This is a genomic window from Kitasatospora sp. NE20-6, from assembly GCF_045862635.1.
On the sequence record NZ_BPRL01000010.1, the window covers coordinates 213,942 to 228,261 of the forward strand.

Consider the following 14,320-nt stretch of genomic DNA (forward strand, 5'->3'; position numbering starts at 1 on the left):
CACCCGGCCACGCTGCGGAAGGTCCCGCAGGTAGGGACGTTACGCGGGGCGGCCGATCGTGACGCCCGGCGCCCCGCGGCGGCGCGCGCCGAGTCGTGGCCTTCGCCACACGGCGGTCGCGGAGGGGGTGTCAGGCGGCCACGGGTGCCGGGCGCGCGGTGGCCCTGGCCGTCACGTCCGCCGCCAGCTCGACCACGTCCGGGCCGTACGCCTCCGGGTTGACCACCCGGAGTATCACGGCGAACGTGCTGTCCGTCCCGTACTTCCGGGCCAGGCTGCGGTGGTTGGCCGCCAGGTGGCGGACGGCCGCGTGGTTGGACGTGGCGGTCTGACCGGATATCAGGAAGACCGGGCGGTCGCCCGATCCGGCGTGCACCCGGGCCAGCAGGACGTACGCGGGTGCGCCCTCCGGTGCCGGCCGGGTGAGCGGGAACACCTCGTCGCCCGCCGTGATCGTCAGGTCGCCGTCGCCCGAGGCGACGGCGAGTCCCGGCAGCCAGGACGCCAGGTGGGCGGCCGTCCGGTGGTTGGCGGACGGCCCGCCGAGGCAGAACTCCGCCTTGCCGCCGAGCCCCTGGCGCACCTGGTCGTGCGCCACGATCTCGGCCCGGGCCCCGCACTCCCTCACCAGGGCGGCGAGTTCCATCATCGCGTACGCGTCGTCGCGCGCCACGGCGGTGGTGGTGCCCGGCCCGCCCTTGCGGGGGACGACCAGCAGGCACTCGGTGCCGGCCGGCATGCCGAAGAACCCGCGCACCCGGCCGATCCTCCGCCGGCGGCGGAGGGTCTGGGCGAGCCAGCCGAGGCCCGCGCTGATGGCGCTGGCCACCAGTCCGAGCACCACGTTCAGAACGCTGTCCGACATCCCCGCTCCTTCCTGCTTGACGGCCGGGCGTCAGCCTAGCGGGGCCCGGCGGGCCGCCGGGTGGCCCGGGGCCACAGTTGTGCGGGCCGCGTTCTGTCCGGATCGACAGGGCTTTCCGGAGGTTCGCCGTCCGCTTGCCGGGGGGTTCGGCGCCTAATGGTCTGGACCATTGACGCGGTCGGGGGCGGCCCCTAGCGTGTCCGCGGCGGTCCGCCCGGCCCGCCGCGGACCGACGGGGGAGACACATGATGCGAGCGGTGCGGAGAACGGCGGCCCTGGCCGCCCTGGGGGTTCTGCTGGCAGCGGCGGCGGGCTGCGGCACGGACGGCCCCGGCGGACCGGCCGCCGCCCCGGCCGCGTCGGCGGCCGCACAGCGGTACGGCTGCCTGACGGAGGACCAGGCGGCCAAGGGGTCGGTCCGCATCCCCGGCGGCCTGGCCGACACCGACGCCTACTACCGCGACTCCGACACCGGCGGCGCCAGGGTCGCGCTGGTGCTCGCCCACCAGAACGGCGGCTCGCTCTGCGACTGGGTGCCGTACCTCGACGGCTTCACCGGTGCGGGGTACGCGGTCGTGCCGTTCAACGGCAACGGCGACGTCGCCGACGGCTTCGCGGCGGTCACCGGCTGGCTGAAGGACAAGGGCGTCACCGGCGTCGTGCTGGTCGGGGCGTCGAAGGGCGGCACGGGCGCCCTGGTGGCGGGCGCGCTGCCCGCGCCGGTGCCTGTCGCCGCGGTGGTGTCGCTGAGCGCCCCGGAGTCGTTCGGCGGCAACAACGCGGCCACCGCGGTCAAGCGGCTCACCGTGCCGGTGCTCATCGCCGCGGAGGAGCTCGACGCGCCGTTCGCCGACGACGCCCGCAGCCTGCACGCGGCGGCGGCCTCCGCCCACAAGGAGCTCAGGATCTACCCGGGCGGCCACCACGGCGTGCCGCTGCTCGACGACGGCGCGCTGCCCGACGTCCGGGCCTTCCTGGCGGCGTACGCGCCCGCGACGGGCTGAGCTCAGCTCCAGAGGTCGGTGATCCGGACGCCGAGGTCGGCCAGCAGGCGGCGCAGCAGCGGCAGGGAGAGGCCGATGACGTTGCCCGGGTCGCCGTCGATGCCCTCGACGAACGGCGCCGACCGGCCGTCCAGCGTGAACGCCCCGGCGACGTGCAGCGGTTCGCCGGAGGCGATGTACGCGGCGACCTCGGCGTCGTCCGGGGTGCCGAAGCGCACGGTGGTGGAGGCGGTCGCCGAGGACTGCCGGCCGGTGACGGTGTCGATCACGCAGTGGCCGGTGCGCAGCACGCCCTCGCGGCCGCGCATCGACCGCCAGCGCTCCAGGGCCTCGGCGGCGTCGGCGGGCTTGCCGAGCGCCAGGCCGTCGAGCTCCAGGACGGAGTCGCAGCCGACGACCAGCTCGCCGCCGGCCAGGTCGGCGGCGACCGCCTTGGCCTTGGCCTCGGCGAGCACGAGCGCGAGCTCGGCGGGGGTGGCGGCGCTGATCGCGTCCTCGTCGACCCCGCTGACCCGCACCTGCGGGTCGAGGCCGGCCTGGCGGAGCAGGCCGAGCCGGGCCGGGGAGGCGGACGCGAGGACGAGGGTGCGGCGATCGGTCATGCGGCAAGCCTAGGGCCTCCGCCGGGGGCGTACGGGCCGCTCAGCGCACCAGCAGGACGGCGGCGACGAGGGCGAGGGCGGCCAGCAGCGGGCCTGCGCGGCGCAGCATGCGCTGAACCCTCCGCGCTTCGGCGGAGGGTTCGTCGCGGGGGTCTGACCAGAGCACCTCCTCATCCTGTGCGGGGCGGAGGACGGGCGCCTGAGTACCGGTACTCAAGTTACCGCCGGGTGGGGAGTTCGGCGGCCGGGTCCGCGGGGAACTGAATCCTTGTCAAGGACCTGTAAAGCCAATCCCTCTACGGCGCGCAGGTGACAGAAGGACCGGCAGGACCGACCCCCCACATCAGGTTTTCGCCCCGAGGGAGCCCCGCATGCCCGCAGTCCCCCACACGTCCGCAGTCCCCCGCACGTCCCCAGTCCCCCGCGAGCCCGTCGACACGGCCAGGCCGTACGTCGTGGGCGCCTTCCGCATCGTCGCCGGCCTGCTCTTCGCCTGCCACGGAGCGGCCTCGCTCTTCGGCGTGCTCGGCGGCGCCAAGGGCGGCGGCACGGTCGACGCCTGGAGCTGGCCCGGCGGGTTCGCCGCGGTGATCCAGCTCGTCGGCGGCCTCCTCGTGCTGCTCGGCCTGGGCACCCGCACGGCGGCCCTGATCTGCTCCGGCTCCATGGCCTACGCCTACTTCTCGGTCCACCAGGAGCACGCGCTCTGGCCGATCCAGAACGGCGGCGAGCCGTCCGTGCTCTTCTGCTGGGTGTTCCTGGCGATCGCGGCCGTCGGCCCCGGCGGCCTCGCCCTCGACGGCCTGCTCGCCCGCCGCACCGCCGCGGTGCCCGCCACGGCCTGACCCGGCACGGCGAGGGGCCCCGACCGCCGGCAAACCGCCTGCGGTCGGGGCCCCTCGTGTCCGTACGGGCCGGGCGTCAGCGCGCCCAGCCGGAGGTCCGCCAGACGGCGGGCCCGGGGGCGGGCACCCCGCGCATCCGCCGGGCGTGGTCGCGCCACGGGTCCACCGGGCCGCCCGCCCCGCGGGCCGCCTCGGCGGCGGTCCGTTCGGCGGCGGCCCGGGCTTGGACCACCGCCAGGACGGTGGCCAGCTCCTCGGGGGTCGGCTGCCCGTGCAGCACCTGGATCGGGGCCATGCTCTCAATCCTCTCGCGCGGCGGTCAGGTCAGAGCGGGATGTTGCCGTGCTTCTTCGGCGGCAGGGTCTCGCGCTTGCCGCGCAGCGCCCGCAGCCCGCGCACGATGTGACCGCGGGTCTCGCTGGGGGCGATCACCGCGTCCACGTAGCCGCGCTCCGCGGCCAGGTACGGGTTGAGGAGGGTGTCCTCGTACTCCGCGACCAGCTCGGCGCGCCGGGCGTCGACGTCCCCGCCCGCCTTCGCGGCCTCGGCCAGCTCGCGCCGGTAGACGATGTTGGCCGCGCCCTGCGCGCCCATCACCGCGATCTGCGCGGTCGGCCAGGCGAGGTTCAGGTCGGCGCCCAGGTGCTTGGAGCCCATGACGTCGTACGCGCCGCCGAACGCCTTGCGGGTGATCACGGTGATCAGCGGCACGGTGGCCTCGGCGTACGCGTAGATCAGCTTCGCGCCGCGGCGGATGATGCCGTCCCACTCCTGGCCGGTGCCGGGCAGGAAGCCCGGCACGTCGACGAAGGTCAGCACCGGGATGTTGAAGCTGTCGCAGGTGCGGACGAACCGTGCGGCCTTCTCGCTCGCGTTGATGTCGAGGCAGCCGGCGAGGTCCATCGGCTGGTTGCCGACGACGCCCACCGGGTGGCCCTCGACCCGGCCGAAGCCGGTGATGATGTTGCCCGCGAACAGCGGCTGCGTCTCCAGGAACTCCCCGTCGTCGAGCACGTGCCCGATCACCCGGCGCATGTCGTACGGCTGGTTCGCCGAGTCCGGCACGATCGCGTCGAGCTCCAGGTCCTCGTCCGTCACGGAGAGGTCGGCCTGCTCGGGGTAGGCCGGCGGATCGGAGAGGTTGTTGGAGGGCAGGTACGAGAGCAGGCTCTTGACGTACTCGACCGCCTCCTTCTCGTCCGCGGCCAGGTAGTGCGCGTTGCCCGACTTGGCGTTGTGGGTGCGGGCGCCGCCCAGCTCCTCCATGCCGACGTCCTCGCCGGTGACCGTCTTGATGACGTCCGGGCCGGTGATGAACATGTGCGAGGTCCGGTCGGCCATCACCACGAAGTCGGTGATCGCGGGGGAGTACACCGCGCCGCCCGCGCAGGGGCCCATGATCAGCGAGATCTGCGGGATCACACCGGAGGCGTGCACGTTGCGCCGGAAGATCTCGCCGTACAGGCCGAGCGAGACCACGCCCTCCTGGATCCGCGCGCCGCCGGAGTCGTTGATGCCGACGACCGGACAGCCGGTCTTCAGCGCGAAGTCCATGACCTTGACGATCTTCTCGCCGAACACCTCGCCGAGCGAGCCGCCGAAGACGGTGAAGTCCTGCGCGAAGACCGCGACCTGACGGCCGTCGACGGTGCCGTAGCCGGTCACCACGCCGTCGCCGTACGGGCGGTTGCGCTCCTGCCCGAAGTTGACGGACCGGTGCCGGGCGAACTCGTCGAACTCCACGAACGAGTCCTCGTCCAGCAGCTCCGCCACCCGCTCACGGGCCGTCAGCTTGCCCTTGGCATGCTGCTTCTCCACGGCCGCGGCGGAGCCGGAATGCACCGCCTCGTCGATCCTGCGCCGCAGGTCGGCGAGTTTGCCGGCGGTGGTGTGGGGGTCGTACGGCGCCTCGGTCATAGAGGTGGCTCTCCCTGGTCCATGGGCCGCCTCCGAAGCCGACGACGGCCTGAGGGCAGGGCGGCACTGCGACTACCGCGAAGTAGCGTAGCCAGCGCCCGGCGCATCGTGTTATGGCGGGCGACACAGTGTGTCGCCCTGCCATCTGCGGCACGATGGGACGGCCTGTGGCTGGTCATCGCCCCTCACCTCGGGGCGTGTCACTCGTTCACCTCCGGGCCCTCCGGCCCGGGGCGGTGTCGCCCGCTCCGGCGCGGCGCGGCCCCGTCGGTACGCTGAGCCGGTGACCGACGCCGAGCACCCCGAGCCCACCCGCCCCCGTCGCAGCGGACTCCGCGGCTTCGGCCACGCCGGCCCCTCGCCCTGGACGGACCTCGAACGCCCCCCGCTGGACACCGACGCGCTCCGCCGCGACCTCGTGGTGCCCGGCGGCCTCTGGACCTCCCTCGACGTCGTCACCGAGACCGGCTCCACCAACACCGACCTCGCCGCCCGCGCCCGGCAGGGCGCCCCCGAGGGCGCCGTGCTCGTCGCCGAGTCGCAGAACGCCGGCCGCGGCCGCCTGGAGCGCCGCTGGAGCGCCCCGCCGCGCTCCGGGCTCTTCCTCTCGGTGCTGCTGCGCCCCGCCGACGTGCCGATCCAGCGGTACGGCTGGCTGCCGATCCTGGTCGGGGTGGCCGCGGCCACCACCGTCTCGCGGGTCACCGAGCTGGAGACCGGCCTCAAGTGGCCGAACGACCTGCAGGTCACCGTCGGCGGCGAGGAGCGCAAGATCGGCGGCATCCTCACCGAGCTCGGCGGCGGCGCCGTCGTCGCGGGGCTCGGCATCAACGTCACCCTGCGCGCCGACGAACTCCCGGTGCCCACCGCCGGATCGCTCGCCCTGGCCGGCGCCGCCGTCACCGACCGGCAGACCCTGCTGCGCGGCCTGCTCCGCGAGTTCGCCGAGCTGTACGGCGAGTGGCGGGCCGCCGCGGGCGACCCGCACGCCAGCGGGCTGCTGCCCGCCTACACGGCCCGTTGCACCACGCTCGGACGCCCCGTGCGGGTGCAACTCCCCGGCGACCGCGAGCTCGCGGGCGAAGCCGTCGCCGTGGACGCCGACGGCCGGCTGGTCGTCCGCACCGCCGACGGCACCCGCCACCCGGTGGCCGCGGGCGACGTCGTGCACGTCCGGCCGGAGCGCCCGGATCCCGCCTGATCCGGACGGATGCCCCGGATCGCGGGATTCCGTGCGAACATTCCACCTGGCAGCGGTGTGAGGCGCGCCACTACCCCAGGGTGGTCGGCCGCCCTTGACAGGCAGGACAAGAGGAAGTGCGGCGACCGCACGGGGATGGACCGGTGGCAGACGAGGGATCCGGCAGCGGCAACGGCAGCGGCACCGGCGGTGGTGGCACCGAGGGCCAGGCCGCCGGCGGCGCGGGCGACAACACCGTCGCGCTCGAACTGGAACGGCTGATCCTCGACGCGCCGCGCCGGTACACCCCGTACCAGGCCGCCCGGGCGGCCGACGTGTCGATGGACCTCGCCACCCGCTTCTGGCGCGCCATGGGCTTCCCCGACATCGGGCAGTCGCGGGCGCTCACCGACAACGACGTGATCGCGCTGCGCCGCCTCGCCGGCCTGATCGAGTCCGGCCTGCTCAGCGAGTCGATGGCGATCCAGGTGGCCCGTTCGACCGGCCAGACCACCGCGCGCCTCGCCGGCTGGCAGATGGACACCTTCCTGGAGAACCTCACCCAGGCCGTCGAGCCGGGCCTCACCCGCGCCGAGGTCGCCTACCCGCTGACCGAGCTGCTCCTGCCCGAGCTGGAGCAGTTCCTCGTGTACGTCTGGCGCCGTCAACTCGCCGCCGTCACCGGCCGGGTGGTGCACGCCGCGGAGGACACCGAGATCACCAGCGGCCGGCTCGCCGTGGGCTTCGCCGACCTGGTCGGCTTCACCCGGCTCTCCCGCCGCCTGGAGGAGGAGGAGCTCGGCGAGCTCGTCGAGACCTTCGAGAACACCTGCTCCGACCTGATCGTCGGCCAGGGCGGCCGCGTGATCAAGACCCTCGGCGACGAGATCCTCTACGCCACCGAGGACCCCGTGGTCGCGGCCGAGATCGCCCTGGCGCTCGTCGAGACGCTCGCCAAGGAGGACACCATGCCGGCGCTCCGGGTCGGCATGGCGTTCGGCACCGTCACCTCGCGGATGGGCGACGTCTTCGGCACCACCGTCAACCTGGCCAGCCGCCTCACCTCGATCGCCCCGCGCGACGCCGTCCTCGTCGACGGCGAACTCGCGGCCGCGCTGGAGCAGACCGGCGCGGTGCCGCCGTACGTCCCGGAGGACCCGGCCGGGCACCAGGCCGCGGTCGGCTTCCCGTTTCACCTGCAGCCCATGTGGCGGCGGCCGGTGCGCGGCCTCGGCCTCGTCGAGCCCTGGCTGCTGACCCGGAGCCGCGACGCCGAGTGACCCGCGGCGCCCGTACGGCGCGGAGCGGGCCAGGGGCCAGGGGCCCGGGGTCCGGAGGTGCGGCGGACGCGGGCAGTCCGTTCGGGCGCGCCGTCCGCGAGCCCTGCCATGACAAATCGGGCATAGCGGTACCGAAGCGCCATAATCGTGATCCAGAATGGAAGCGCACCCGCGCGGACGGACCAAGGGACGAGGCGATCCGGTTGAGCGGCGACGCGACCACGACGGAGCAGCCCGCGCGGTCCCCCTCCTCCCTCGACCCCCGGCTGCAGGCCGTCGTCGAGCTGGCCCACGACATGGCGGGTGCGCTGACCCCGCTGGAGGCCGTCCGTGCGGCCGCGGTCCGCGCCACCGCCGCACTCGGCGCCACCATGGCCGCCGTCTCCGTCTGGGACCGCGAGTCCGGCCGGCTCCGGGTGCTCGCCAACTACGGCGAGCTCGCCGCCGGCGAGGAGGAGTTCCCCGAGGACGAGTCGTACCCGGTGGCCGACTTCCCCGAGATCGTCACCTACCTGGAGGAGCACTGGACCACCGGCCGGCTGCCCCGGGCCTGGGTGCAGACCGCCGAGGACACCGACCCCGCGCCCGTGCAGGGCCACCCCGGCACCGGCGCCTTCTGCCGGCAGCGCGCCGCCGGGCTGCGCCGCCGCGGCCGGGAGTGCTGCCTCGTCGCCCCGATCGTCCTGCACGGCCAGGCCTGGGGCGAGCTGTACCTCGCACGCGCCGCCGGCCTGCCGCTCTTCGCCGACGAGGACGCCGACTACGCCACCCTGCTCGCCGCCCAGATCTCCGCCGGCCTCTCGCAGACCGAGCGCCTCGCCGACCTCCGCCGGCTGGCCTTCACCGACCCGCTCACCGGGCTCGCCAACCGCCGTGCCGTCGACGCCCGGCTGGAGGGCGCCCTGCAGGCGCACAACCGCGACAACACCGTCGTCAGCCTCGTCGTCTGCGACGTCAACGGGCTCAAGCGGGTCAACGACCTGCTCGGTCACGAGATGGGCGACCGGCTGCTCGAACGCTTCGCCCACCAGCTCTCGCTCTGCGCCGCCAAGCTCCCCGGCAGCCTCGCCGCCCGCCTCGGCGGCGACGAGTTCTGCCTGCTCGTCGAGGGCCAGAAGGCCGACGAGGTCGTCGCCGTCGCCGAGGAGCTCTGCACCCGGGCCCTGCAGCTCACCGAGGGGGAGGGCGTCGCCTGCGGCGTCGCCTCCACCGGCGACTCCATCGGCCCGGTCTCCACCGCCGACCGGCTCTTCCGGCTGGCCGACGCCGCCCAGTACCGGGCCAAGGCCTCCCGGGCCGCCCACCCGGTGGTGGCCGGCCGCAGCCACGGGCCCGGCTACGCCCCGGACCCGACCGTGCTGCTCGCCGACGCCGCCGACCCCCACCACCGGGCCGACGGGCGCCGCGGCGGCCCCGGCCAGCGCGGCAACGGCGACCGCCGGCGGTTCCGCGGAGCGGCCCGCAGCGCCGACCCGGGCCAGCTGCTCGCCACCGTGCTCGCCGCCCTCGACCAGAACGACACCCTGCGCACCAGCCACCCCGCCGACACGCTCGCCCGGATGGTCACCGTCGCCGAGTCCTCCGCCCGGCTCCTCGACGCCGTCGCCTGGTGGGTCTCGTACGTGCAGCCCGGCTCGCACCTCATGCGCACCGCCCAGCACGCCGTCTACCGCATGACGAGCGGCCCGAGCAGCTCCGGGGCGGCCACCCAGCGCGCCCAGATCGAGGCCCCCGACGCCGTCTTCGACCTGCGCCACTACCCGCAGACCCGGCGGGCCTCCCGCGGCGGCGGCTTCTCGCTGCGGGCGGGCGCGACCGGCAACGACCCGGCGGAGGAGGCGGTCATGGTGGTCAGCGGGTACCGGGCGATGGTCGCCGCCGGCGGCCCCAACGCGGCGGGCGGCTGGCTGGTCGAACTCTTCGCGGACGACTCCACCCTGCCGCTCGGTCAGGTCGCCCCCGCCCTGCGGGCGCTGGTGGCCGTCGCGCTGTCCGGTCCCTCCTCCCCGCCGCCGGACTGACCGCGCCGCGTCCCGGGGACGTCACAGCTGGGCCACAGGCCCTCCGGCGGGACTGTGCTGCACCGGAGGGGGCATGCGACAGTGGCACGGCATCGGCAACGGGGGCCCTGGGAGGGACCATGCGTACACGGCTGGCGGGAGCACTTCTCGCACTGGCACTGGCGGTCGGCGGGACCGCACTGGCGGGCGGCGAGGCGGTGGCCGCCCCGCGTGCGGCGGCCGTCGGGAAGGCGCCCGCGGCAGCGGCGCAGGCGGGCGCCCGCACCGAGACGCTCGCCCGGGCGGGCTCTGCGAACCGGTCCAGGTCGGCGGGCAAGAGCACCTACGTCGCCAAGTCGAAGTCCAAGTCGAAGTCGAAGAGCAAGAAGAAGAAGTCGGGCTTCTTCGGCACCCTCGTGGGCGTGGTCGTCGGCATCGTCGTGCTGGGCATCCTGGTCGCCGTCGTGATCGCCGTCGTGGTCGCGATGCGCAAGCGCAACCGGCACTGACCCGCCGCGCCCGGCCGGGCGGCGGCGGCTCAGCCCGCCACCGTCACCCGGCCGGCGCCCGCGTACACGTTGGCGCTCTCGCCGCGCAGGAAGCCCACCAGGGTCAGGCCCAGCTCCTCGGCGAGCTCGACGGCGAGCGAGGACGGCGCCGACACGGCGGCCAGCAGCGGCACGCCCGCCAGCGCCGCCTTCTGCGTCAGCTCGAACGACGCCCGCCCGCTCACCAGCAGCAGGTGCCCGGTCAGCGGCAGCCGGCCCTCGCGCAGGGCCCAGCCCACCACCTTGTCGACGGCGTTGTGCCGGCCCACGTCCTCCCGGACGCAGAGCAGCTCGCCCCGCGCGTCGAACAGGCCGGCGGCGTGCAGCCCGCCGGTGGAGTCGAAGGCGCGCTGCGCGGCCCGGAGCCGGTCCGGCAGGGCGTACAGCAGGGCGGGGGAGACCCGGAGGCCGTCCCCGGCGACCGGGTACCGGCTGTGGGTGCGGACCGCCTCCACGGTGTCGCGGCCGCACAGGCCGCAGGCGCTGGTGGTGAGCAGGTTGCGGTGCCCGGAGAGCGGGGCGGCGTCGCCGCGGACCGTCGCGTCGACCACGTTGTAGGTGTTGAGGCCCTCGGCGTCCGTCCCGGCGCAGTAGCGCAGCGCGGCGAGCTGGCCCGCCTCGTGCACGACGCCCTCGCCGACCAGGAAGCCGGCCACCAGGTCGAAGTCGTCGCCGGGGGTGCGCATGGTGACGGTCAGCGGCTCGCCGCCGAGCCGGATCTCCAGCGGCTCCTCCGCGGCCAGTGCGTCGGGGCGCTCGCCCGCCTCGGTGCCGCGCAGCCGCACCACCCGGCGCCGTACCGTCGCCCGTGCCATCGGCCCCTCCTCCTGCTCGTCCGCGGCTGTTCCGCGCCGCCCGTGCACGGGCGGCGCGTGGTGCCCAGCCTGCGCCACGACCGGCCCCGGCAGGAAATCCGCAGGTGTCCACGACCCCCGGTTGTCATATCCTCATTCACCTGATGTGATTGTGCATATGGATATGCACGGTGCTGTGGCCCCCGACGCGCCACTCGTCCAGGTCGGCAAGGCCGATGTCACCGCCGAGGACGTCCTCGCCGTCGCCCGGGGCAACGCCCGCGTGGAGATCGGCCCCGACGCCCTCGCCGAGATGGCCGCCTCCCGCGCCCGTATCGACGCGCTGGCCGCCGAGCCGCGCCCCGTCTACGGCGTCTCCACCGGCTTCGGCGCCCTCGCCGTCCGCCACATCAGCCCCGAGCTCCGCGCCCAGCTGCAGCGCTCCCTCGTACGCTCCCACGCCGCCGGCATGGGCCCCACCGTCGAACGCGAGGTCGTCCGCGCCCTCGTCTTCCTCCGGATGAAGACCCTCGCCTCCGGCCGCACCGGCGTCCGCCCGCTGGTCGCCGAGACCATGGCCGCGCTGCTCAACGCCGGCATCACCCCCGCCGTCCGCGAGTTCGGCTCGCTCGGCTGCTCCGGCGACCTCGCCCCGCTCTCGCACTGCGCCCTCGTGCTCATGGGCGAAGGCACCGCCTTCGGCCCCGACGGCGCCGAGAAGCCCGCCGCCGAACTGCTCGCCGCGGCCGGCATCGAACCGGTCGAGCTCCTGGAGAAGGAGGGCCTCGCCCTCATCAACGGCACCGACGGCATGCTCGGCATGCTGGTCATGGCCGTCGCCGACCTGCAGCGGCTCTTCACCACCGCCGACATCACCGCCGCGATGAGCCTGGAGGCGCTGCTCGGCACCGACAAGGTGCTCGCCCCCGAACTGCACGCCCCGATCCGCCCGCACCCCGGGCAGGCGCTCTCCGCGGCCAACATGCTCGCCGTGCTCAAGGGCTCCGGCCTCACCGGCCACCACCAGGACGACGCGCCGCGCGTCCAGGACGCCTACTCGATCCGCTGCGCCCCGCAGGTCGCCGGCGCCGGCCGCGACACCGTCGCGTACGCCGCCACCGTGGCCGGGCGCGAGCTCGCCGCCTCGGTCGACAACCCGGTGGTGCTGCCCGACGGCCGCGTCGAGTCGAACGGCAACTTCCACGGCGCCCCGGTCGCGTACGTGCTGGACTTCCTCGCCATCGCCGCCGCCGACCTCGGCTCGATCTCCGAGCGCCGCACCGACCGGCTGCTCGACAAGGCCCGCTCGCACGGCCTGCCCGCGTTCCTCGCCGACGACCCCGGCGTGGACTCCGGCCTGATGATCGCCCAGTACACCCAGGCCGCGCTGGTCAGCGAGAACAAGCGGCTCGCCGTCCCGGCGTCGGTCGACTCGATCCCGTCCTCCGCGATGCAGGAGGACCACGTGTCGATGGGCTGGTCGGCCGCGCGCAAGCTGCGCCAGTCCGTCGCCAACCTGGGCCGGGTGCTCGCGGTCGAACTCACCGCCGCCTCGCGCGCCCTGGAGATCCGCGCCGAGGGCGGCAGCGGCCCGCTCGCCCCGGGCACCGCGGCGGCGATCGCCGCCGCCCGCGAGGCCGGCGTCGGCGGCCCCGGCCGCGACCGCCACCTCTCGCCCGACCTGGAGGCCGCGGCCGCACTGGTCGCCTCCGGCGGCCTGGTCGCCGCGGTCGAGCGGGTCACCGGCCCGCTGGCCTGACCGGGGACCTGACGTTCGGGGCCGCGCCCGGGCCGCGGGAGGCGCGGCCCCGCGTCCGGGCCGTCCCGCCGTCCGGGCCGTCCCGCTCCGCGAAACGGCATTGCCCGCATGGCGGGACTGCGCGACAGTCGTCCAAGCCGCCGTCGCCAACGGTGCGCGCCGCTCACGAGCTCGGAGGTACCGCTGATGACAGCCCTGGACGAGACCGGCACCGCCGGACCCTCCGCCCGACTCCTCCAGCTCTTCGAGGGGCACCGGCTGACGCCCACCCAGCGGCGGATCGCCCACTCGCTCGTCCGGCACGCCGCGGAGGCGCCGTTCCTGTCGAGCGTCGAGGTCGCCGAACTGGCCGGGGTCAGCCAGCCGTCCGTGACGCGCTTCGCCGTCGCCCTCGGCTACGACGGCTACCCGGCGCTGCGCAAGCGGCTGCGCGAGCTGGGGGCGGGCGAGTCCGGCCCGTCCGCGGAGACCCCGGCGGAAGCGGTCCGCAACGAGCACCAGCAGGCCGTCCTCGCCGAGATCGAGCACCTGCGCCACCTCGCCGACCTGCTCGCCGACCCGGAGCCGATCGTGCGCGCCGCCCGGCTGCTCGCCGCCTCGCGGCCGCTGCCGGTGCTGGGCCTGCGGGCCGCCTCCGCCCAGGCGCACGGCTTCGCGTACTTCGCGGCGAAGGTGCACCCGGACGTCCGGCTGCTCGACGAGGGCGGCTCGATGCTCGCCGACCGGATCGAGCAGGCCGCGGCCGCCGGTGCCACCGCGCTGGCCTGCTTCGCCCTGCCGCGCTACCCGCGGGAGCTGATGGACGCCCTGGCGGCCGCCCGGGCGTGCGGCCTGACGGTGGTGACGGTCGCCGACAGCGCGTTCGCGCCGGTCGCCCGGCTGTCCGACCTGATGCTGCCGGCCGCGGTCGGCACCGGGCTCGTCTTCGACACGGCGTGCGCGCCGATGATGCTGGGCCGGGTGCTGCTGCAGACGATGTGCGACGAACTCCCCGGCGCGGAGGCCCGGCTGGAGGCCAACGAGCAGTCGGCGGCGGCCCGCGGACTCTTCCTGGAGTAGGCCAGGTTGCCCCGCGCCCCGGAACGGGCATCCCCTCCTCGGGGCCCGGTGCCGGGCCGGACGGGGGTGACCGACATGCGGGTGATCCACCAGATGAGAATGACCGCACGGCTGGCCGACGGCGCCGACGAGTGGTCCTGCCCGACCTGTGGGCGGCGGATCGCGCTGCGCCCGCCGCCGGACCCCCGGCTCACCGTGCTCGACGCGGGGGACGAGAGCGCCGTGCACATCGGGGTGACGGAGCAGGGCCCGTCGGCCGCGTCGGCGGAGGCGGTGGAGCGGTACGGGCTCGGGCCGGTGCAGGAGATCCCCCGGCCGCCGTCCCGCCCGCGGACCGATCCGCAGAAGGCGTCCGACGCGGGGGCCGGCACCGCGCCCGACGCGGGGGCCGCCCCGGACGCCGCGGACCGCGCCTGGCTGGCCGGCCTCGGCATCGACTGGGACGGCGGCGCCGCGGCCTGAACCGC

General features: G+C 75.4%; 14 protein-coding genes and 1 pseudogene. 9 read left to right on the forward strand and 6 right to left on the reverse strand.

All coding sequences use genetic code 11. From position 1 onward, the window contains the following. Nucleotides 1–130: 130 nt before the first annotated feature. Nucleotides 131–865 (reverse strand): hypothetical protein, encoded by a 735-nt coding sequence (locus SNE206_RS11765; RefSeq protein ID WP_407913237.1) that lies wholly within the window; start codon nucleotides 863–865, stop codon nucleotides 131–133. Nucleotides 866–1,122: 257 nt separating this feature from the next. Between SNE206_RS11765 and SNE206_RS11770 the strand changes: the two genes are divergently transcribed. Continuing rightward, nucleotides 1,123–1,869: an alpha/beta hydrolase family protein gene (locus tag SNE206_RS11770; protein WP_407913238.1), complete on the forward strand. Its 747-nt coding sequence runs from the start codon at nucleotides 1,123–1,125 to the stop codon at nucleotides 1,867–1,869. A 2-nt stretch (nucleotides 1,870–1,871) separates the two neighbouring features. On the opposite strand, the gene SNE206_RS11775 is transcribed toward SNE206_RS11770, so the two are convergent. Together SNE206_RS11775 and mmpB are read right to left on the reverse strand one after the other, a co-directional pair. Beyond that, nucleotides 1,872–2,471, reverse strand: a complete 600-nt coding sequence (locus SNE206_RS11775) for a nucleoside triphosphate pyrophosphatase (protein ID WP_407913239.1) — start codon at nucleotides 2,469–2,471, stop codon at nucleotides 1,872–1,874. Nucleotides 2,472–2,511: 40 nt separating this feature from the next. Further along, a complete protein-coding gene (mmpB, locus tag SNE206_RS11780; RefSeq protein ID WP_405013026.1) occupies nucleotides 2,512–2,637 on the reverse strand; it encodes a morphogenic membrane protein MmpB in 126 nt (41 codons plus the stop codon). Between the two features lie 205 nt (nucleotides 2,638–2,842). On the opposite strand from mmpB, the gene SNE206_RS11785 reads away from it, so the two are divergent. Next, nucleotides 2,843–3,316, forward strand: coding sequence for a DoxX family protein (locus SNE206_RS11785; protein ID WP_407913240.1), 474 nt, complete (start codon nucleotides 2,843–2,845; stop codon nucleotides 3,314–3,316). A 76-nt stretch (nucleotides 3,317–3,392) separates the two neighbouring features. On the opposite strand, the gene SNE206_RS11790 is transcribed toward SNE206_RS11785, so the two are convergent. Further along, nucleotides 3,393–3,611 (reverse strand): acyl-CoA carboxylase subunit epsilon, encoded by a 219-nt coding sequence (locus SNE206_RS11790; protein ID WP_407913241.1) that lies wholly within the window; start codon nucleotides 3,609–3,611, stop codon nucleotides 3,393–3,395. A 29-nt stretch (nucleotides 3,612–3,640) separates the two neighbouring features. After that, nucleotides 3,641–5,233 carry an acyl-CoA carboxylase subunit beta gene (locus SNE206_RS11795; RefSeq protein WP_407913242.1) on the reverse strand — a complete coding sequence of 531 codons (1,593 nt, stop codon included), beginning with the start codon at nucleotides 5,231–5,233 and terminating at the stop codon, nucleotides 3,641–3,643. A 388-nt stretch (nucleotides 5,234–5,621) separates the two neighbouring features. Here SNE206_RS11795 and SNE206_RS11800 point away from each other — a divergent pair, with 388 nt between their 5' ends. From SNE206_RS11800 to SNE206_RS11815, 4 genes and pseudogenes are all read left to right on the forward strand, one after another. Beyond that, nucleotides 5,622–6,434 (forward strand): biotin--[acetyl-CoA-carboxylase] ligase, encoded by an 813-nt coding sequence (locus SNE206_RS11800; RefSeq protein WP_407913268.1) that lies wholly within the window; start codon nucleotides 5,622–5,624, stop codon nucleotides 6,432–6,434. A 143-nt stretch (nucleotides 6,435–6,577) separates the two neighbouring features. Beyond that, nucleotides 6,578–7,693 (forward strand): adenylate/guanylate cyclase domain-containing protein, encoded by a 1,116-nt coding sequence (locus SNE206_RS11805; RefSeq protein ID WP_407913243.1) that lies wholly within the window; start codon nucleotides 6,578–6,580, stop codon nucleotides 7,691–7,693. A gap of 296 nt (nucleotides 7,694–7,989) precedes the next feature. Beyond that, a pseudogene (locus SNE206_RS11810) lies at nucleotides 7,990–9,144 on the forward strand (diguanylate cyclase domain-containing protein); the annotation flags it as partial. 689 nt (nucleotides 9,145–9,833) lie between these two features. Then, a complete protein-coding gene (locus SNE206_RS11815; protein ID WP_407913244.1) occupies nucleotides 9,834–10,202 on the forward strand; it encodes a hypothetical protein in 369 nt (122 codons plus the stop codon). A 29-nt stretch (nucleotides 10,203–10,231) separates the two neighbouring features. Here the strand turns inward: SNE206_RS11815 and fdhD are convergent, their stop codons facing one another. Then, a complete protein-coding gene (gene fdhD / locus SNE206_RS11820; RefSeq protein WP_407913245.1) occupies nucleotides 10,232–11,056 on the reverse strand; it encodes a formate dehydrogenase accessory sulfurtransferase FdhD in 825 nt (274 codons plus the stop codon). Between the two features lie 157 nt (nucleotides 11,057–11,213). Here fdhD and hutH point away from each other — a divergent pair, with 157 nt between their 5' ends. The 3 genes from hutH to SNE206_RS11835 all read left to right on the forward strand — a co-directional run bounded on the left by hutH (nucleotide 11,214) and on the right by SNE206_RS11835 (nucleotide 14,315). After that, the gene (hutH, locus tag SNE206_RS11825) at nucleotides 11,214–12,794 is read left to right on the forward strand and encodes a histidine ammonia-lyase (protein WP_407913246.1); all 1,581 of its coding nucleotides are present in this window, start codon (nucleotides 11,214–11,216) and stop codon (nucleotides 12,792–12,794) included. Nucleotides 12,795–12,980: 186 nt separating this feature from the next. Next, nucleotides 12,981–13,853, forward strand: a complete 873-nt coding sequence (locus tag SNE206_RS11830) for a MurR/RpiR family transcriptional regulator (RefSeq protein WP_407913247.1) — start codon at nucleotides 12,981–12,983, stop codon at nucleotides 13,851–13,853. A 99-nt stretch (nucleotides 13,854–13,952) separates the two neighbouring features. Continuing rightward, complete coding sequence (locus SNE206_RS11835) at nucleotides 13,953–14,315, forward strand: hypothetical protein (RefSeq protein WP_407913248.1); 363 nt, start codon at nucleotides 13,953–13,955, stop codon at nucleotides 14,313–14,315. The last annotated feature ends 5 nt before the right edge of the window (nucleotides 14,316–14,320 follow it).

Coding starts and splice junctions, on each gene's coding strand:
- SNE206_RS11765 (WP_407913237.1), bottom strand. CDS start 865: ATGTCGGACAGCGTTCTGAACGTGGTGCTCGGACTGGTGGCCAGCGCC.
- SNE206_RS11775 (WP_407913239.1), bottom strand. CDS start 2,471: ATGACCGATCGCCGCACCCTCGTCCTCGCGTCCGCCTCCCCGGCCCGG.
- SNE206_RS11785 (WP_407913240.1), top strand. CDS start 2,843: ATGCCCGCAGTCCCCCACACGTCCGCAGTCCCCCGCACGTCCCCAGTC.
- SNE206_RS11790 (WP_407913241.1), bottom strand. CDS start 3,611: ATGGCCCCGATCCAGGTGCTGCACGGGCAGCCGACCCCCGAGGAGCTG.
- SNE206_RS11795 (WP_407913242.1), bottom strand. CDS start 5,233: ATGACCGAGGCGCCGTACGACCCCCACACCACCGCCGGCAAACTCGCC.
- SNE206_RS11815 (WP_407913244.1), top strand. CDS start 9,834: ATGCGTACACGGCTGGCGGGAGCACTTCTCGCACTGGCACTGGCGGTC.
- fdhD (WP_407913245.1), bottom strand. CDS start 11,056: ATGGCACGGGCGACGGTACGGCGCCGGGTGGTGCGGCTGCGCGGCACC.
- hutH (WP_407913246.1), top strand. CDS start 11,214: ATGGATATGCACGGTGCTGTGGCCCCCGACGCGCCACTCGTCCAGGTC.
- SNE206_RS11830 (WP_407913247.1), top strand. CDS start 12,981: ATGACAGCCCTGGACGAGACCGGCACCGCCGGACCCTCCGCCCGACTC.
- SNE206_RS11835 (WP_407913248.1), top strand. CDS start 13,953: ATGACCGCACGGCTGGCCGACGGCGCCGACGAGTGGTCCTGCCCGACC.